The organism is Streptococcus mitis (assembly GCF_016658865.1).
GTDB lineage: Bacteria > Bacillota > Bacilli > Lactobacillales > Streptococcaceae > Streptococcus > Streptococcus mitis_BT.
The window spans coordinates 753,051-771,431 of sequence record NZ_CP067992.1; the positions used below are offsets into that span (position 1 = coordinate 753,051).

Genomic DNA, 18,381 nt, shown 5'->3' on the forward strand with positions numbered 1-18,381 from the left:
GGCTAGTTTCCTAGTTTGCTCTTTGATTTTCATTGAGTATAAATAAATACTCCAAAGCCTGCAAAAATCTCAAATATCCTTCTACAATTTGATATAATAGAGAGAAGAACTCATTTGAAGGAGGAAATGATGTCGGTTTTAGTAAAAGAAGTGATTGAAAAGCTTAGACTAGATATTGTCTATGGCGAACCAGAATTGCTTGAAAAGGAAATCAATACAGCGGATATTATGCGACCTGGTCTTGAAATGACAGGCTATTTTGACTACTATACACCAGAGCGAATCCAACTCTTGGGAATGAAGGAGTGGTCCTATCTCGTTTCGATGTCCTCTCACAACCGTTACCAAGTCTTGAAAAAAATGTTTCTACCTGAGACACCTGCGGTTATTGTTGCCCGTGGTTTGGTGGTTCCGGAGGAGATGCTAAAGGCAGCTAGAGAATGTAAGATTGCCATCTTAACTAGTCGTACAGCAACCAGTCGTTTATCTGGAGAGTTATCTAGTTATCTGGATTCACGTTTAGCAGAACGTACTAGTGTGCACGGTGTCTTGATGGATATTTATGGAATGGGTGTCTTGATTCAGGGAGATAGTGGTATCGGTAAGAGTGAGACAGGTTTAGAGCTTGTCAAACGTGGTCACCGCTTGGTAGCTGATGACCGTGTCGATATCTTTGCCAAGGATGAGATTACTCTTTGGGGTGAACCAGCTGAAATCTTGAAACACTTGATTGAAATTCGTGGTGTTGGGATTATCGATGTTATGAGTCTCTACGGTGCGAGTGCGGTCAAGGATTCTTCACAAGTCCAGCTAGCCGTTTACCTGGAAAATTACGATACGCATAAGACTTTTGATCGTCTTGGAAACAATGCCGAGGAAATAGAAATTTCTGGCGTAGGCATTCCTCGTATCCGCATTCCAGTTAAAACTGGTCGTAATATCTCTGTCGTGATTGAGGCAGCTGCCATGAATTATCGTGCCAAGGAAATGGGCTTTGATGCGACTCGTTTGTTCGAAGAACGTTTGACAAATCTCATTGCTCAGAACGAGGTGCCTAATGCTTGATCCAATTGCTATTCATCTAGGCCCTCTAGCCATTCGTTGGTATGCCTTGTGTATTGTGACAGGCTTGATTCTTGCGGTTTATTTGACCATGAAAGAAGCACCTAGAAAGAAGATCATACCAGACGATATTTTAGATTTTATCTTGATTGCTTTTCCTCTGGCAATTTTAGGAGCTCGTCTCTATTATGTTATTTTCCGTTTTGATTACTATAGTCAGAACTTGGGAGAGATTTTTGCCATTTGGAATGGTGGTTTGGCCATTTATGGTGGTTTGATAACTGGGGCTATTGTCCTCTATATCTTTGCTGATCGTAAACTCATCAATACTTGGGATTTTCTAGATATTGCGGCGCCTAGCGTCATGATTGCTCAAAGTCTGGGACGATGGGGTAATTTCTTTAACCAAGAAGCTTATGGTGCAGCAGTGGATAATCTGGATTATCTACCTGGCTTTATTCGTGACCAGATGTATATTGAGGGGAGCTACCGTCAACCGACCTTCCTTTATGAGTCTCTATGGAATCTACTTGGCTTTGCCTTGATTTTGATTGCCAGACGAAAATGGAAGAGTCTCAGACGAGGTCACATTACTGCTTTCTATTTGATTTGGTATGGTTTCGGTCGTATGGTCATCGAAGGCATGCGGACAGATAGCCTCATGTTCTTTGGTCTTCGAGTATCTCAATGGCTTTCAGTTGTTCTTATCGGACTGGGTATTTTTATCATTCTTTATCAAAATCGAAAGAAGGCCCCTTACTATTTTACTGAGGAGGAAAACTAAATGTTAGAAGTTGCATATATTCTTGTCGCACTAGCTTTGATTGTCTTTTTGGTCTATCTGATTATCACTGTACAAAAGCTTGGTCGTGTTATCGATGAAACAGAGAAGACGATTAAAACCTTGACTTCAGATGTGGATGTGACCTTGCATCATACCAATGAATTACTGGCTAAGGTTAATGTCTTGGCAGATGATATTAATGTCAAGGTGGCAACGATTGATCCGCTCTTTAGCGCTGTTGCAGATTTATCTCTATCTGTTTCAGACCTCAATGACCATGCGCGTGTCTTGAGCAAGAAAGCTTCATCAGCTGGTTCAAAAACACTTAAGACTGGTGCAAGTTTATCAGCTCTTCGTGTAGCAAGTAAATTTTTCAAAAAATAAAAAAGGAGAATTCTTATGGGTAAACTATCCTCAATCCTTTTAGGAACCGTTTCAGGTGCAGCTCTTGCCTTGTTTTTAACAAGCGACAAGGGCAAACAAGTTTGCAGTCAAGCTCAAGATTTTCTAGACGATTTGAGAGAAGATCCTGAGTATGCCAAGGAGCAGGTCTGTGAAAAACTGACAGAAGTCAAGGAGCAGGCTACAGATTTTGTTCTTAAAACCAAAGAACAGGTTGAGGCAGGAGAAATCACTGTGGACAGCGTACTTGCTCAAGCCAAATCATGTGCTCGTCAAGCGACAGAAGCATCAAAAGAACGATTCAATAATCTCAAAGAGCAATGGCAAGAAAAGGCCGAAACTCTTGATGAATCAGAAGAGATTGTTATTGACATAACAGAAGAATAAACCATCACCATCTCTGGACGGACTATGTATCTGGGGATGGTGATTTTTTTCTCGTATCCTGTCTTTATGGTATAATAATTACTATGCAGAAAAAACCAACGTCAGCCTATGTGCACATCCCATTTTGTACCCAGATTTGTTATTATTGTGACTTTTCAAAGGTGTTTATCAAGAATCAGCCGGTAGATAGTTATTTAGAGCATCTGTTAGAAGAGTTTCGTTCTTATGATATTCAAAAGTTGCGAACCCTCTACATTGGTGGTGGGACACCAACAGCCCTGTCAGCTCCGCAACTGGAGGTGCTATTGAAGGGCTTGACTAAAAACTTGGACTTGTCTGCCTTGGAAGAGTTGACCATTGAGGCCAATCCAGGCGACTTGGATGCGGATAAGATAGCTGTTTTGAAAAACTCGGCTGTCAATCGTGTTTCGCTAGGTGTGCAGACCTTTGATGATAAGATGCTGAAAAAGATTGGGCGCAGTCATTTGGAGAAAGATATTTATGAAAATATCGACCGCCTGAAACTGGCTGGTTTTGACAATATTTCTATTGATTTGATTTATGCACTGCCTGGTCAGACCATGGATCAGGTCAAGGAAAATGTGGCTAAGGCCATTGGACTGGATATTCCCCACATGAGTCTCTATAGCTTGATTTTAGAAAATCACACGGTCTTTATGAATCGAATGCGACGAGGGAAATTACCTCTGCCTAAGGAGGAACTAGAAGCTGAGATGTTTGAGTACATCATTGCAGAGCTGGAGCGAGCTGGTTTTGAGCATTATGAGATTTCCAATTTCTCAAAGCCTGGTTTTGAAAGTCGCCACAATCTCATGTACTGGGACAATGCAGAATACTATGGCATCGGTGCTGGGGCATCTGGTTATGTCAACGGAGTGCGCTATAAAAATCATGGTCCCATTCGTCATTATCTAAATGCGGTTGAGGAAGGCGATGCGCGCATCACAGAAGAGCACCTGAGTCAAAAGGAGCAAATGGAAGAAGAAATGTTCCTAGGTCTCCGCAAGAAATCAGGAGTCTCCATGGTGAGATTTGAGGAAAAATTTGGACGGTCGTTTGAGGGACTTTATGGAGAAATTGTTAAAGATTTGGTTCAACAGGGTCTCATGCAAATAGAGGGTGACCGCGTGCGCATGACAAAAAGAGGTCTCTTTTTAGGAGACACTGTAGCAGAACGATTTATTTTGGAGTAGGATGATGGGCTTAACTTATCAAATGAAAATGAAAATTCCTTTTGATATGGCTGATATAAACGGTCATATCAAGCTTCCAGATGTGATTTTGCTATCCCTGCAAGTTTCAGGGATGCAGTCGATTGAACTGGGAGTTAGTGATAAAGCCATTTTGGAAGAGCATAATCTGGTCTGGATTATCACAGAATACGATATTGAGGTGGTTCGTTTGCCTCGTTTTGCGGAAGAAATTACCATCGAAACGGAAGCCTTGAGCTACAATAGACTCTTTTGCTACCGTCGCTTTACTATCTATGATGACGCAGGTCAGGAACTCATCCACATGATGGCGACCTTTGTTCTCATGGATCGAGACAGTCGAAAAGTTCATGTTGTCGAGCCTGAGATTGTGGCTCCTTACCAGTCTGATTTTGATAAAAAACTTATCCGCGGGCCAAAGTATGAGTCCTTGGAAGAGCCAATCAGCAAGGATTACCATGTCCGTTTTTACGATTTGGATATGAATGGTCATGTCAATAACAGTAAATACTTGGACTGGATTTTTGAGGTCATGGGAGCGGATTTTTTGACCCACTATATTCCCAAGAAAATCAACCTCAAGTATGTCAAGGAAGTTCGACCAGGTGGGGTGATTACATCGGCTGTTGAACGGACTGGACTGGAAAGCAAACATGAGATTACAAGTGACGGGGCTACCAATGCCCAAGCTATCATCACTTGGCAAGAAATGAAGAAGGATTAGGGAGAAATAGATGAAATATAAAGGCTATTTAATTGATTTAGACGGAACCATTTATAAGGGGAAGGATCGAATTCCAGCAGGAGAGACTTTTGTCCACGAATTGCAAAAGCGGGACATTCCCTATCTCTTTGTAACCAACAATACAACCCGCACTCCAGAGAGTGTTCAGGAGATGCTGGCTCAGAATTTTAATATTGATACGCCTCTGTCTACTGTCTACACAGCGACTTTGGCAACGATCGACTATATGAATGACTTGGGACTGGAAAAGACGGTCTATGTCATCGGAGAAGCAGGGCTCAAGGAAGCCATCAAGGCGGCTGGTTATGTGGAAGACAAGGAAAATCCAGCCTATGTGGTAGTAGGACTGGATTGGCAAGTTGACTATGAAAAATTTGCCACAGCAACTCTGGCTATCCAGAAGGGAGCTCACTTTATCGGAACCAATCCTGACCTCAACATCCCGACGGAACGCGGTCTTTTGCCAGGTGCTGGTTCACTGATTACACTAATTGAAGTAGCGACACGAGTGAAGCCTGTTTATATTGGAAAACCAAATGCCATCATCATGGACAAGGCAGTTGAGCACTTAGGCTTGGAACGTGAAGAGTTAATCATGGTTGGGGACAACTACTTAACAGATATCCGAGCAGGGATTGACAATGGCATTCCAACGCTCTTGGTGACGACAGGTTTTACCAAAGCGGAAGAAGTAGCAGACCTACCAATCGCACCGACTCATGTGGTTTCTAGCCTTGCGGAGTGGAACTTTGATGAAAACTAAACTGACCTTTTGGGGCTCTATGCTCTTTCTCCTCTCCCTCTCAATCCTTTTGACCATTTATTTGGCTTGGATTTTTTATCCTCTGGAAATTCAGTGGCTGAATTTAACAGATCGAGTTTATCTAAAACCAGAAACCATTCAGTACAACTTTCATATCTTGATGGATTACCTGACCAATCCTTTTAGTCAGGACTTGCAGATGCCTGATTTTCGTTCGTCAGCAGCTGGTCTGCACCACTTTGCGGTGGTCAAGAATCTCTTCCACTTGGTTCAGATAGTAGCTCTAGTGACACTGCCAAGTTTCTATTTCTTTGTCAAAGGGATTGTGAAAAAGTGCTTTTTATCTTTATTCAGTAAGGGGCTTTTGACTCTAGTAGTTTTGCCTTTGGTGATTGGTCTTGGGGGAGTTTTGATTGGTTTTGACCAATTTTTTACTCTTTTCCATCAAATTCTCTTTGTGGGAGATGATACCTGGCTTTTTGACCCAGCCAAGGATCCAGTTATTCTGATTTTGCCAGAGACCTTTTTCCTCCATGCCTTCCTCCTCTTTTTTGCCCTCTATGAAAGCTTCTTTGGTTTTCTGTACCTGAAAAGTCATAGGAAATAATACTAAAGATATTCTTATTTTGCATAAATAAATTAGGTATGTGATCCGAAACTATTGTCAAGAATGAATTAATCAAATCCAAAAAGGGTTAATCGTTCGCAAACAGTCTATTTTTCTTGAAAAAATAGGCTTTTTTTCTAAAAATCCCTAGTCAAGCGCTTTATTTTTTTGTATAATAGAATTAGCAAAGTATAGATAAGAAGAGAAAAGCATGATTACATTATTTCTATCACCGAGCTGTACTTCATGTCGTAAGGCGAAGGCCTGGTTAGAAAAGCATAAGGTTCCCTTTGAGGAACACAATATTATGACCAGTCCCTTAACAAGAAAAGAATTGCAACACATCCTTTCCTTGACCGAAAATGGTACTGATGACATCATTTCAACTCGTTCAAAAATTTTTCAAAAATTAGATATTGATGTAGAAAGTATTTCGGTATCGGAATTGCTTCATTTGATTGAGCAGTACCCTAGTCTTTTGCGTCGTCCAATTATTATCGATGCTAAACGCATGCAAATCGGTTTTAATGAAGATGAGATTCGTGCTTTTCTCCCTCGTAGTTACCGTAAGCAAGAACTAAAAGAAGCAAGAATGAGAGCTGGTATTAGTTAATGAACAAACAGTATAGTTACCCACTAGATTTGTCGTGGAGCACTGAAGAACTTGCTTCAGTGCTTTCTTTTTTTAATGATGTTGAAACTGCCTATGAAGGTAAGGTAGAGGCTAGAAAACTACTGAACTCTTATAAGGGATTCAAATTGGTTGCGCCAAGCAAGAGTGAAGAGAAACGTTTGGGACGAGAATTTGAAACAGTGAGTGGCTATTCACTTTATCGAGCAGTTCAGGCTGCCAAGGAAAAAGGGGAAGGAAAGATTTCTCTTGGAAAGTAAATTTGAATTTGCTAAAGAGCTAGTTAAGAAAGCAGGCCAGTACATCCTTGACCACATGCAGGAAGACTTGCAGGTTGAGACCAAGTCCTCTCCTACAGACTTGGTGACCAGGCTGGACAAGGAAGTTCAGGAACTCTTGGTTAGTGAGATTTTGTCCCGTTATCCTGAGGATAAGATTTGTGCTGAAGAGAGCTGTTTGCGAGCCTCGGTTCAAGATGGCAAGGTTTGGGTCATTGATCCCATTGATGGTACCAATAACTTTGTAGCCCAGCAGGAAGATTTTGCTGTTATGATGGCTTATTTTGAAAATGGTCAGGGCCAGTTTGGTCTGATTTATGATGTGGTCAAGGGGGATTGTTATCACGGTGGTGGTAAGTTTCCAGTCTGCCGAAATAATCAGCCCCTAGCTCCCTTTAAAGCCAAACCACTTGGAGATTTTCTCATTGCAGGAAATAGTGGTATGTTGGAAACCAATGAATGGGGCTTGGCTGACTTGAGCCGAGCGGTTCTTGGTGTTCGTGTCTATGGGAGTGCGGCCATTAGTTTTGCCAAGATCTTGTCAGGGCGTTTGTTGACCTATATCACCTATTTACAACCATGGGATTATGCTGCCGCTAGTATTTTAGGAGAAGGTCTGGGCTATCGGGTGGTGACCCTTTCTGGTGAAACTCCTGATTTTCAAACCAGACAGCCTGTTATGATGGTCCCTCTTGAGATGCAGGAGGAAATTCAGTCCTATATTTACGAAAGGAAAAGAACTTAAATGCAATTTCCAGAAGGATTTGTTGAAAAATATGAAAAGATACTAGGAGATGAGGCAAGAGATTTTCTTGCCTCTTTTGAGGAGGGAGCGGTTTCGGCCTTTCGGATCAATCCTTTAAAAGAATCCCCAGCTTCCTTTCCTGATTCCATTCCTCAAACCCCTTGGGGTCACTATGGGAAGGTTTCAGGAAAATCGCCTGAGCATGCTACTGGTTTGGTTTATTCGCAAGAACCTGCTGCTCAAATGGTGGCTCAGGTAGCCCAACCCAGTCCTGGAATGAAGGTCTTGGATTTGGCCGCTGCTCCAGGTGGTAAATCAACTCAGCTAGCAACCTATCTAGCAGGAGAGGGTCTCCTTGTTTCCAATGAAATTTCAAGCAAACGTGCTAAGATTTTAGTAGAAAACATGGAGCGCTTTGGAGCGACAAATGTCGTAGTGACTAATGAATCTGCCGACCGCTTGGCTAAGGTCTTTAAAGGCTATTTTGACCTCATTGTCCTTGATGCTCCTTGCTCTGGGGAAGGAATGTTTCGTAAGCAGCCAGATGCTATGGACTATTGGAGCTTAGATTATCCAAGTCAATGTGCTAGCTTGCAAAGAGAAATTCTGGAAGATGCAGTAACCATGCTAGCTGAAGGTGGTCGCTTGGTTTATTCAACCTGTACCTGGGCACCTGAGGAAAACGAAGAGATTGTCAAGTGGTTGCTGGAAGAGTATAATTTTGATTTGTTGCCAGTAGAGCATATCAATGGAATGGTAGCTGGAATTGACCTGCCAGAAACGGCTCGGATGTATCCTCATCATTTTAAGGGAGAGGGGCAGTTTGTAGCTCATCTACAATTTAAAGGTGAAAATCCAGTTCCTAAATTTAAGGCAAGTAAGAGCAATCTCAGCCGAGAACAAGTTGCCTTGTGGCAGGAATTTGCCCAAAAACATTTGAAGGTCAATCTAAGGGGTATCTTGCAGACTTTTGGAGACCAGCTTTATCTCTTGCCAGAACTTTTGCCAGATTTAGGGAAACTCAAGATAGCTCGGAATGGCCTGCATCTGGGTACCTTTAAGAAGAAACGCTTTGAGCCTAGTTTTGCTCTTGGTCTAGCCTTGAAACCGATTCAGGTCAAGCAGTCGGTTGAAATTGACCAAGAAGCGTTTGTAAAGTATGTGGCTGGAGAAACCGTTCAGCTGGCGAAAAGTATGCCAAATGGTTGGTACCAAGTTTTGGTTCAAGGCAATGGTTTGGGCTTTGCTAAGGTGACTGGAAATGTTTTGAAAAATTATTTTCCAAAAGGTCTCAGATTCAAGTGAAAATGCTAGTCAAAGTAGCTTGTCTATGTTATAGTGGAAGTATGGATTTTTTCAAATTGTCTTTCATTTTAAGTCAAAATTGGTGGAAACGGTAACTAAGCAAATTTCTAGTTAAACCAAGCTAATACTCTTCGAAAATCTCTTCAAACCGCGTCAACGTCGCCTTGCCGTACTCAAGTACAGCCTGCGGCTAGTTTCCTAGTTTGCTCTTTGATTTTCATTGAGTATAAGAACTTTAGTTGGCTCCCAATTTTCAAAAGAAAAACATAAATAAATAGTTGAAAAAATTCATAGCATTCACCATTATTTTCAAGGAGAAAAACAGTGAAAAAAAGGAAAAAACTCGCTCTATCCCTTGCAGCTCTTTTGCTAGCAGGTTCTTTGGCGGGATGTGCTAGCTGGATTGATCGTGGAGAATCCATGACAGCTGTTGGCTCAACGGCTCTTCAGCCCTTGGTCGAAGCAGCAGCAGATGAATTTGGCTCTATGCACGTTGGAAAAACAGTTAACGTTCAAGGTGGAGGATCTGGTACAGGTCTGTCTCAGGTTCAATCTGGAGCCGTTGATGTAGGAAATTCAGACGTATTTGCCGAGGAAAAAGACGGTATCAACGCTTCTGCTCTAGTGGACCACAAGGTTGCGGTAGCGGGCTTGGCGGTGATTGTAAACAAGGAAGTTGATGTTGAAAATCTGACAACTGAGCAACTCCGTAGCATCTTCACAGGTCAAGTGACCAACTGGAAAGAGGTTGGGGGGAAAGACCTAGCCATTTCTATTATCAACCGTGCGGCAAGTTCTGGTTCGCGTGCAACCTTTGATAGTGTCATCATGGATGGACAATCTGCCATTCAGAGTCAAGAACAGGATTCAAATGGGATGGTCAAAAATATTGTTTCCCAGACACCAGGAGCCATTTCTTACCTAGCCTTTGCCTATGTGGATGACTCGGTTAAACGCATGAAGTTGAACGGCTATGAGCCGATTGCAGAAAATGTTACCACTAATAACTGGCCTTTGTGGTCTTATGAACACATGTACACCCTAGGCCAACCAAATGAATTGGTGGCAGAATTCCTCAACTTTGTCCTCTCTGATGAAGCGCAAAGCGGAATCGTTAAGGGAATGGGCTATATTTCTGTCAAGGAAATGAAGGTTGAAAAAGATGCTGTAGGAACGGTAACAGCACTAGAAGGGAGTCACTAATGAATCAAGAAGAATTAGCTAAAAAATTACTTTCTCCCTCAAAGAACTCTCGTCTAGAGAAACTAGGAAAAGGCTTGACCTTTGCCTGTCTGTCTTTGATTGTCATTATTGTGGCCATGATTTTGATCTTCGTAGCCCAAAAAGGTTTGTCGACCTTCTTTGTCAATGGAGTCAATATCTTTGATTTCCTCTTTGGACAAACTTGGAATCCTTCAGGTAAACAATTTGGTGCCCTTCCTATGATTTTGGGTTCCTTTATTGTCACAATCTTGTCAGCTCTTATCGCAACTCCTTTTGCCATTGGTGCGGCAGTCTTTATGACCGAAGTCTCACCAAAAGGTGCGAGAATCTTGCAACCAGCCATTGAATTGCTGGTTGGGATTCCTTCAGTTGTGTATGGATTTATTGGTTTGCAAGTCGTAGTTCCCTTTGTCCGCAGTGTCTTTGGTGGAACTGGTTTTGGGATTTTGTCAGGTATTTTCGTTCTCTTTGTCATGATTTTACCGACGGTAACCTTTATGACAACGGATAGCTTGCGTGCGGTGCCTCGTCACTACCGCGAAGCTAGTTTGGCTATGGGAGCCACTCGTTGGCAAACCATCTGGCGCGTGACCTTAAAGGCGGCGCGTTCAGGGATTTTCACAGCAGTGGTCTTTGGGATGGCACGTGCCTTTGGTGAAGCCTTGGCCATTCAGATGGTGGTCGGAAACTCAGCCGTTGTTCCAACTTCATTGACAACACCTGCTGCGACCTTGACCTCTGTTTTGACCATGGGTATCGGAAATACCGTTATGGGAACAGTTGACAATAACGTTCTCTGGTCACTGGCCTTAGTCTTGCTCTTGATGAGTTTGGCCTTCAACAGTGTGATTAAATTGATTACGAAAGAAAGAGGAAAGAAAAACTATGCACGCTAAGAAATTAGATAAAATTGCAACAGCTGTCCTCTACTCGATTGCAGGAATTATCGTTGCCATCTTGGCATCCTTGATTCTTTATATCTTGCTTCGTGGGTTGCCCCACATCTCTTGGTCTTTCTTGACTGGTAAATCATCTTCTTACCAAGCTGGTGGAGGGATTGGAATTCAGCTCTATAATTCCTTCTTCCTTTTGGTCATCACCTTGATAATCTCTGTTCCCTTATCTATGGGGGCTGGGATTTTCCTAGCTGAATATGCTAAAAAAGGTCCTGTAACCAATTTTGTCAGAACCTGTATTGAAATCTTGTCTTCACTGCCATCAGTGGTTGTGGGTCTCTTTGGTTACTTAATCTTTGTAGTTCAGTTTGAGTATGGATTTTCAATCATTTCAGGTGCCTTGGCCTTGACAGTCTTTAACCTGCCTCAGATGACTCGTAATGTTGAAGACAGCTTGAAACATGTTCACCATACGCAACGTGAGGCTGGTCTGGCTCTTGGGATTTCTCGTTGGGAGACTGTGGTCCATGTGGTCATTCCAGAAGCTCTTCCAGGTATTGTGACTGGGGTCGTCTTGGCCTCTGGTCGTATCTTTGGTGAGGCTGCTGCTCTGATCTATACAGCAGGACAATCCGCTCCAGCCCTAGACTGGTCTAACTGGAACATTCTCAGTGTGACTAGCCCAATCTCTATCTTCCGTCAAGCAGAAACCTTGGCTGTTCACATCTGGAAAGTCAATAGTGAAGGAACTATTCCAGATGGAACTATCGTATCAGCAGGTTCTGCCGCCGTGCTCCTCATCTTTATCCTCATCTTTAACTTTGGAGCCCGCAAACTCGGAAGCTACCTACATAAGAAATTAACCGCTGCCTAAAGGAGAAGCCATGTCAAAATATAATTGGGATGAAAAGCATATCATCACCTTTCCTGAAGAGAAAGTGGCCCTCTCTACTAAGGATTTACATGTTTACTACGGTAAAAAAGAATCCATCAAGGGCATCGATATGCAATTTGAAAAAAATAAAATTACAGCCTTAATTGGCCCATCTGGATCAGGAAAATCAACCTACCTCCGCAGTCTCAATCGTATGAATGATACGATTGATATTGCTAAGGTCACAGGTCAAATCCTCTATCAAGGGATTGATGTTAACCGTCCAGAAATCAATGTTTATGAGATGCGTAAGCATATTGGAATGGTCTTCCAACGACCAAATCCTTTTGCCAAGTCTATCTACCGCAATATCACTTTTGCCCATGAACGTGCAGGAGTCAAGGACAAGCAAGTCTTGGATGAAATTGTAGAAACTTCTCTTCGTCAAGCTGCCCTTTGGGACCAGGTAAAAGACGATTTGCACAAGTCAGCCTTGACCCTATCAGGTGGTCAGCAGCAACGTCTCTGTATCGCTCGTGCCATTTCTGTTAAACCAGATATCCTCTTGATGGATGAGCCTGCGTCTGCCTTGGATCCGATTGCGACAGCCCAGCTGGAAGAAACCATGCTGGAATTGAAGAAGGACTTTACCATCATTATCGTGACCCACAGTATGCAGCAGGCTGCGCGTGCTAGTGACTATACAGGATTTTTCTACTTAGGTGACTTGATTGAGTATGATAAGACGTCTAATATTTTCCAAAATGCCAAACTACAGTCAACCAATGACTATGTAACAGGACACTTTGGATAGAAAGGAAACAGTATGACAGAAGCGATTTTGCAGGTATCAGACCTGTCCGTTTACTACAATCAAAAGAAGGCCTTGAATAGTGTTTCCCTCTCTTTCCAACCTAAGGAAATTACAGCCTTGATTGGTCCATCTGGATCAGGGAAGTCAACCCTTCTCAAAGCTATTAACCGCATGGGGGATCTCAATCCAGAGGTTACTACAACTGGTTCAGTGGTTTACAACGGCCACAATATCTACAGCCCACGTACAGATACAGTTGAATTGCGAAAGGAAATCGGTATGGTCTTCCAACAGCCAAACCCTTTCCCTATGTCTATCTACGAAAATGTTGTCTATGGGCTTCGTATCAATGGAGTGAAGGACAAGCAAGTTCTGGATGAAGCAGTGGAAAAAGCATTGCAGCGTGCTTCTATCTGGGATGAGGTCAAGGACCGTCTGCATGATTCAGCTATCGGGCTTTCAGGTGGACAACAGCAACGTGTCTGTGTTGCCCGTGTCTTGGCAACCAGTCCTAAAATCATTCTCTTGGATGAACCGACTTCAGCCTTGGACCCTATCTCTGCTGGGAAGATTGAGGAAACCTTGTATGGCCTAAAAGATAAATACACCATGCTCTTGGTTACACGTTCTATGCAACAAGCCTCTCGTATCTCTGACAAGACAGGATTTTTCCTTGATGGAGATTTGGTCGAGTTTAACGATACCAAGAAGATGTTCCTCAACCCACAACACAAGGAAACAGAAGATTATATTTCAGGAAAATTTGGATAAGGAGATAAATGATGTTACGTTCTCAATTTGAAGAAGATTTAGAGAAATTGCACAACCAGTTCTACGCTATGGGACAGGAAGTGCTATCCCAAATCAATCGTACAGTGCGTGCCTTTGTCACGCATGACCGTGATTTGGCCAAAGAAGTTATCGAAGACGATGCAGAAGTAAATGAATACGAAGTGAAACTGGAGAAGAAATCATTTGAAATGATTGCCCTCCAACAACCCGTTTCTCAGGACTTGCGTACAGTTCTAACCGTCTTGAAGGCTGTATCTGACTTAGAACGTATGGGTGACCATGCTGTTTCTATTGCCAAGGCAGCAATTCGTATGAAAGGGGAGCAACGCATCCCAGCTGTTGAAGAAGAAATCAAGAGAATGGGTCGCGATGTCAAAAACTTCGTCGAAGCAGCCCTTGATCTCTATCTCAATGCGTCAGTAGACCAGGCCTATGAAGTAGCAGCCATGGACGAAAAAATCAACCATTACTTTGATAGCATTCGTGACTTGGCTACAGAAGAAATCAAGAAAAATCCTGATGCCATCGTTACAGGTCGTGATTATTTCCAAGTGATTGCCTTCTTGGAACGCATTGGAGACTATGCCAAAAATATCTGTGAATGGGTTGTTTACTTTGAAACAGGTAAGATTGTCGAACTATAAAATAGGTTCAATCTGTATAAAAAGGAGCTTGAAGTCGACCGATAGCTCCTTTTATTGAATGAAAAAAATATTTTTAAGATAAAAATTCAAAAAAACACTTGACAAGCAACTTGGATAGCGTTATAATTATACAAAATTAACAGAGAGGTTGTTTATTTATGAAATCGAAAAAATGGATATTTGTTTTATGTAGCTTTCTTGCAAGTTTCTTCTTAGTGGCTTGCCAGTCGGGTTCTAATGGTTCTCAGTCAGCTGTTGAGGCCATTAAGCAAAAGGGGAAATTAGTTGTGGCGACTAGTCCTGATTATGCACCTTTTGAATTCCAAGCCTTGGTTGACGGGAAAAATCAGATAGTTGGTGCGGACATTGATATGGCCCAAGCTATCGCTGATGAACTTGGGGTGAAGTTGGAAATTTCAAGCATGAGTTTTGATAATGTCTTGACTAGTCTTCAAACTGGTAAGGCTGACCTAGCTGTCGCAGGAATTAGCGCTACTGATGAGAGAAAAGAAGTCTTTGATTTTTCAATCCCTTACTATGAAAACAAGATTAGTTTCTTGGTTCGTAAGGCCGATGTAGAAAAATACAAGGATTTAACTAGCCTTGAAAGTGCTAATATTGCAGCCCAAAAAGGAACTGTTCCAGAATCAATGGTCAAGGAACAATTGCCAAAAGCTCAATTGACTTCCCTAACCAATATGGGTGAAGCTGTCAATGAATTGCAAGCTGGAAAAGTAGATGCTGTTCACATGGATGAGCCTGTTGCCCTTAGCTATGCTGCTAAAAATGCAGACCTAGCTGTCGCAACTGTTAGCTTGAAAATGAAGGACGGCGAAGCCAATGCAGTTGCCCTTAGAAAAAATAGTGCTGATTTGAAAGAAGTGGTGGACAAAGTCATCCAAAAACTCAAGGATGAAGGAACTTACCAAAGCTATCTTGAAAAAGCAGCAAGCCTAACAGAAGTTGAAGAATAAGAAAAAAGCAGAGTTGGAAGTCATTCCAATTCTGCTTTTAAATAGTTTAAAACATTTTCCAGATTGTCTAAGGACACCTTGGCAAATTGATAAGGGCAAGCACCCAAGTAAGCCTTTTCAAAGAAGTCCAAGCCCAGTTGACTGTGTTTGAGACTGGCAATTTTAGGATACTGTCGCAAGTCTAGTAATAAACCATCGTGAAGAGGGAAATGAAGAAGGGGACAAGGTGTTTTAGTTAACCTTTTCTCGATTTGCTTCTGGTAAGCTTCCTGATTGGCCAAGCGAGCCAGACGGTTTTTCTCAAACAGTTGACTGTCGATATAGAGTGATAAAGCCTTTTGCATGATGAGGTTGCTGTCGTAGTCTAGGATATTTTTGTAGGCCACAAAGGCTTCCTTGATAGCATTTGGCAGAATGAGTGCCGTGATCCGTAGGGCTGGAAAGAGGCTGGTTGAGAAGGACTTGATGTAAATGACCCTCTCCTCTGTATCTAGGTAGTGGAAGGTTTGGCCCTTTTTAGAGTCCAAATCTCCCAGATAGTCATCCTCTACGATATAGACTCCATACTTGGTAGCTAGGTCAAGAATAGCTCGTTTGTCTTGATCAGAATAGGAATGTCCCAGAGGATAGTGAAATCGAGGAATGGTATAGAAAAACTTAATTTTTCCTGTCTTGAAATGGCCTTCCAGCTCCTCCAAGTCAATCCCATCAATGCCTCGTTCAATCGTTTGATAGTCCAAGCCCTGAGCAATCAAGAGGCGATTCATTCGATGGTAGGTCGGCTGTTCCACCAAGATTTCCTTGGCTTGGCTAGGAAAGGAAATTTGAGAGAGGATAAAAAGGGCTTGTTGGGTTCCAGAAGTCAGTACCAGTTGGTCAGCCTTGCAGTAGAGGGCTTGGTCAAAGAGGAGTTGGTGAATGGACTGTCTTAGGTCTTCTAAACCTTCTTGGTTGTCATAATAGTTGAAGAGGTAGTTTTCTCGGCCAATCAAGGTTTCATTGACACAGAGTCGAAAATCGTCGTAGGCGCTGGCATGTTCGTCTGTAACCTCAATTTCTAGGTCCTGGTGTTGCCCTTGTTCTAGGACATAGTAGCCACTCTGGGGCTTAGCATAGAGGTATTGTTCGTGCCGTAATTCCAGCAGGGCTCGTTGGACAGTATCCTTGCTACAGTGAAAGTCAAGGCTTAGTTGACGGATAGAAGGCAGGCGGCTTCCCGTCGGAAAACGTCCAGACTCGATACTATTTTTCAGATAAGCTACGACCTCTTGGTACTTGCTTTGTTTCTTCATTCCAGACCTCCCTTGATTTTGTTACATTGTACCCTTTTTTTTCCTTCTTGGCAATGTCTAGAGTGTTTCTCTCGTTCACATCTAGGGGTAAATGTGGTATACTTAGGAGTAACATTTATAGAATAATACTCTTTGAAAATCTCTTCAAACCACGTCAGCTTCGCCTTGCCGTAGATATGGTTACTGACTTCGTCAGTTCTATCCACAACCTCAAAACAGTGTTTTGAGCTGACTTCGTCAGTCTTATCTACAACCTCAAAGCAGTGCTTTGGGCAACCTGCGGCTCGATTCCTAGTTTGCTCTTTGATTTTCATTGAGTATAATAGACAAGAAAGAGAATGGATAAGAACGTGCAGGAACCAGTGAAATTATTTCAATACAATACCCTTGGAGCCTTGATGGCTGGCCTTTATGGTGGGACCATGACAGTAGGAGAATTACTAGAGCATGGTGACCTTGGTTTGGGGACCTTGGATTCTATTGATGGGGAATTGATTGTCTTGGATGGCAAGGCTTATCAGGCCAAAGGCTCAGGAGAGCAACCAGAAATTGTAGAAGTGTCACCAGATGCCCTTATTCCTTACGCTGCAGTGGTACCGCATCAAGCAGAGGTTATTTTCCGCCAGCGCTTTGAGATGACAGACAAGGAATTGGAAGAACGAATCGAGTCTTATTATGATGGGGAAAATCTTTTCCGCTCTATCAAGATTCGTGGGGAATTTTCGCATATGCATGTGCGCATGATTCCCAAGTCGACACCAGATACCAAGTTTGCTGAGGTTGCAACCCATCAGCCTGAATATAGTCGCGACAATGTGGCAGGAACCATCGTTGGTTTCTGGACCCCAGAAATTTTCCACGGGGTCAGTGTGGCAGGCTACCATCTCCACTTCATCTCAGATGACTTGACCTTCGGTGGACATGTCATGGACTTTGTTATCAAGGAAGGGATCATCGAGGTAGGAGCAGTTGACCAATTAGACCAACGGTTCCCAGTCCAAGATCGTCAATACTTGTTTGCTAAGTTCAATGTTGACGAGATGAAAAAAGATATTGAAAAGGCAGAATAGGAGAAGAAAATGACCATTCATATTATCATTACTATGGTGCTGTTACTGGCTTTCTTGCTAGGAAGCATTTGGTATACCAAAAAGAAATACCAGATTAATCTAGCTGTTTTGGGCTTGGGGGCTGTCGCCTTCTTTGTCTCTTCACAGATTTTAGAAAAACTGGTGCATATCTTGGTTTTACATCCTCAAAAAGACGGTAGTATTGCCCTCTTGCAAGATCATCCACTTGTCTATATCATCTATGGCATAGCCATGGCAGCCTTTTTTGAGGAAACTGCTCGTCTTGTTTTCTTCAAATGGTTGGAGAAAAAGAGAAGTTTGGACAAGGCAGACGCCTTGGCTTATGGGTTAGGTCATGGTGGTTTGGAATTGATTTTCCTGGGCCTTACTAGTTTGATTAATCTCTACATTGTTCTCTCAGCAGTTCAAACTCAGAATCCACAGGTCATGCAATTGCTGTCTGAAAATATGTTGAAAACCATTCAGTCGCTGTCTGTCTGGCAGATTTATTTGCTTGGTTTTGAACGGATTTTGGCTCTAGGATTCCAATTGCTGTTGACCGTTTGGGTTTACCAAGCTGTTCGCCAGAAGAAATGGACATATCTCCTAGCGGCTTATGGACTCCATGCCTTCTTTGACCTGGCACCATCTCTTGCTCAAGTTGGCTGGCTGACAAATCCTGTCTTGGTTGAAGTTGTCCTAGCACTTGAACTTGTTCTAGTCGCCTATGGAACCAAGGCTATCTTTTGCAAAAAATCATAAGAAAGAAGGGGGAGACCTCTTTTTCTTATGCAAAAACCAAACGAGATTTTTTTAGGGTCGTCAAATGGTCTTAAAAATGGTATAATGGAATGAATTTT

22 protein-coding genes are annotated in these 18,381 nt (G+C 42.5%); 21 read left to right on the top strand and 1 reads right to left on the bottom strand.

Translation table 11 applies throughout. The annotated features are described in order from the left end of the window. Nucleotides 1-129: 129 nt before the first annotated feature. From hprK to JJN14_RS03805, 19 genes are all read left to right on the top strand, one after another. Nucleotides 130-1,065: an HPr(Ser) kinase/phosphatase gene (hprK, locus tag JJN14_RS03715; RefSeq protein ID WP_201058953.1), complete on the top strand. Its 936-nt coding sequence runs from the start codon at nucleotides 130-132 to the stop codon at nucleotides 1,063-1,065. Next, nucleotides 1,058-1,846, top strand: a complete 789-nt coding sequence (lgt, locus tag JJN14_RS03720; RefSeq protein ID WP_201058954.1) for a prolipoprotein diacylglyceryl transferase — start codon at nucleotides 1,058-1,060, stop codon at nucleotides 1,844-1,846. The genes hprK and lgt overlap by 8 nt, the downstream gene beginning before the upstream one ends. Beyond that, on the top strand, nucleotides 1,847-2,230 hold the full coding sequence (locus JJN14_RS03725; protein ID WP_000895044.1) for a DUF948 domain-containing protein: 384 nt from the start codon (nucleotides 1,847-1,849) through the stop codon (nucleotides 2,228-2,230). 15 nt (nucleotides 2,231-2,245) lie between these two features. Next, nucleotides 2,246-2,635 (top strand): YtxH domain-containing protein, encoded by a 390-nt coding sequence (locus JJN14_RS03730; protein WP_201058955.1) that lies wholly within the window; start codon nucleotides 2,246-2,248, stop codon nucleotides 2,633-2,635. 83 nt (nucleotides 2,636-2,718) lie between these two features. Beyond that, on the top strand, nucleotides 2,719-3,849 hold the full coding sequence (hemW, locus tag JJN14_RS03735; protein ID WP_201058956.1) for a radical SAM family heme chaperone HemW: 1,131 nt from the start codon (nucleotides 2,719-2,721) through the stop codon (nucleotides 3,847-3,849). A 4-nt stretch (nucleotides 3,850-3,853) separates the two neighbouring features. Then, the gene (locus tag JJN14_RS03740) at nucleotides 3,854-4,591 is read left to right on the top strand and encodes an acyl-[acyl-carrier-protein] thioesterase (RefSeq protein WP_201058957.1); all 738 of its coding nucleotides are present in this window, start codon (nucleotides 3,854-3,856) and stop codon (nucleotides 4,589-4,591) included. Nucleotides 4,592-4,601: 10 nt separating this feature from the next. Continuing rightward, nucleotides 4,602-5,375 carry a TIGR01457 family HAD-type hydrolase gene (locus JJN14_RS03745; protein ID WP_201058958.1) on the top strand — a complete coding sequence of 258 codons (774 nt, stop codon included), beginning with the start codon at nucleotides 4,602-4,604 and terminating at the stop codon, nucleotides 5,373-5,375. Next, the gene (locus tag JJN14_RS03750) at nucleotides 5,365-5,982 is read left to right on the top strand and encodes a TIGR01906 family membrane protein (protein WP_201058959.1); all 618 of its coding nucleotides are present in this window, start codon (nucleotides 5,365-5,367) and stop codon (nucleotides 5,980-5,982) included. Before JJN14_RS03745 ends, JJN14_RS03750 begins: the two co-directional genes overlap by 11 nt. 211 nt (nucleotides 5,983-6,193) lie before the next feature. After that, nucleotides 6,194-6,595, top strand: coding sequence for a Spx/MgsR family RNA polymerase-binding regulatory protein (locus JJN14_RS03755; protein WP_000631254.1), 402 nt, complete (start codon nucleotides 6,194-6,196; stop codon nucleotides 6,593-6,595). Further along, entirely contained in the window at nucleotides 6,595-6,873 is a 279-nt protein-coding gene (locus JJN14_RS03760; RefSeq protein WP_201058960.1) for a UPF0223 family protein, read from the top strand. Before JJN14_RS03755 ends, JJN14_RS03760 begins: the two co-directional genes overlap by 1 nt. Beyond that, nucleotides 6,863-7,636, top strand: a complete 774-nt coding sequence (locus JJN14_RS03765) for an inositol monophosphatase family protein (protein WP_201058961.1) — start codon at nucleotides 6,863-6,865, stop codon at nucleotides 7,634-7,636. The genes JJN14_RS03760 and JJN14_RS03765 overlap by 11 nt, the downstream gene beginning before the upstream one ends. Further along, the gene (locus JJN14_RS03770) at nucleotides 7,637-8,941 is read left to right on the top strand and encodes an RsmF rRNA methyltransferase first C-terminal domain-containing protein (RefSeq protein ID WP_201058962.1); all 1,305 of its coding nucleotides are present in this window, start codon (nucleotides 7,637-7,639) and stop codon (nucleotides 8,939-8,941) included. It begins immediately after the preceding gene. A 324-nt stretch (nucleotides 8,942-9,265) separates the two neighbouring features. After that, nucleotides 9,266-10,144 carry a phosphate ABC transporter substrate-binding protein PstS family protein gene (locus JJN14_RS03775; RefSeq protein WP_201058963.1) on the top strand — a complete coding sequence of 293 codons (879 nt, stop codon included), beginning with the start codon at nucleotides 9,266-9,268 and terminating at the stop codon, nucleotides 10,142-10,144. Further along, nucleotides 10,144-11,061, top strand: coding sequence for a phosphate ABC transporter permease subunit PstC (gene pstC / locus JJN14_RS03780; protein ID WP_001070903.1), 918 nt, complete (start codon nucleotides 10,144-10,146; stop codon nucleotides 11,059-11,061). Before JJN14_RS03775 ends, pstC begins: the two co-directional genes overlap by 1 nt. Beyond that, nucleotides 11,051-11,935, top strand: a complete 885-nt coding sequence (pstA, locus tag JJN14_RS03785) for a phosphate ABC transporter permease PstA (protein WP_201058964.1) — start codon at nucleotides 11,051-11,053, stop codon at nucleotides 11,933-11,935. Before pstC ends, pstA begins: the two co-directional genes overlap by 11 nt. A 10-nt stretch (nucleotides 11,936-11,945) precedes the next feature. Then, nucleotides 11,946-12,749 (top strand): phosphate ABC transporter ATP-binding protein PstB, encoded by an 804-nt coding sequence (pstB, locus tag JJN14_RS03790; protein ID WP_020900241.1) that lies wholly within the window; start codon nucleotides 11,946-11,948, stop codon nucleotides 12,747-12,749. Between the two features lie 12 nt (nucleotides 12,750-12,761). Beyond that, complete coding sequence (pstB, locus tag JJN14_RS03795) at nucleotides 12,762-13,520, top strand: phosphate ABC transporter ATP-binding protein PstB (protein WP_176139547.1); 759 nt, start codon at nucleotides 12,762-12,764, stop codon at nucleotides 13,518-13,520. A gap of 11 nt (nucleotides 13,521-13,531) precedes the next feature. Then, a complete protein-coding gene (gene phoU / locus JJN14_RS03800) occupies nucleotides 13,532-14,185 on the top strand; it encodes a phosphate signaling complex protein PhoU (protein WP_049511562.1) in 654 nt (217 codons plus the stop codon). Between the two features lie 158 nt (nucleotides 14,186-14,343). After that, nucleotides 14,344-15,159, top strand: coding sequence for an ABC transporter substrate-binding protein (locus JJN14_RS03805; protein ID WP_201058965.1), 816 nt, complete (start codon nucleotides 14,344-14,346; stop codon nucleotides 15,157-15,159). A 20-nt stretch (nucleotides 15,160-15,179) separates the two neighbouring features. On the opposite strand, the gene JJN14_RS03810 is transcribed toward JJN14_RS03805, so the two are convergent. Then, nucleotides 15,180-16,451 carry a PLP-dependent aminotransferase family protein gene (locus JJN14_RS03810; RefSeq protein WP_201058966.1) on the bottom strand — a complete coding sequence of 424 codons (1,272 nt, stop codon included), beginning with the start codon at nucleotides 16,449-16,451 and terminating at the stop codon, nucleotides 15,180-15,182. A gap of 338 nt (nucleotides 16,452-16,789) precedes the next feature. On the opposite strand from JJN14_RS03810, the gene budA reads away from it, so the two are divergent. Together budA and JJN14_RS03820 are read left to right on the top strand one after the other, a co-directional pair. Next, nucleotides 16,790-17,521 carry an acetolactate decarboxylase gene (gene budA, locus JJN14_RS03815; protein ID WP_000360314.1) on the top strand — a complete coding sequence of 244 codons (732 nt, stop codon included), beginning with the start codon at nucleotides 16,790-16,792 and terminating at the stop codon, nucleotides 17,519-17,521. Nucleotides 17,522-17,530: 9 nt separating this feature from the next. Next, nucleotides 17,531-18,283, top strand: a complete 753-nt coding sequence (locus tag JJN14_RS03820) for a YhfC family intramembrane metalloprotease (protein ID WP_201058967.1) — start codon at nucleotides 17,531-17,533, stop codon at nucleotides 18,281-18,283. Nucleotides 18,284-18,381: the final 98 nt, after the last annotated feature.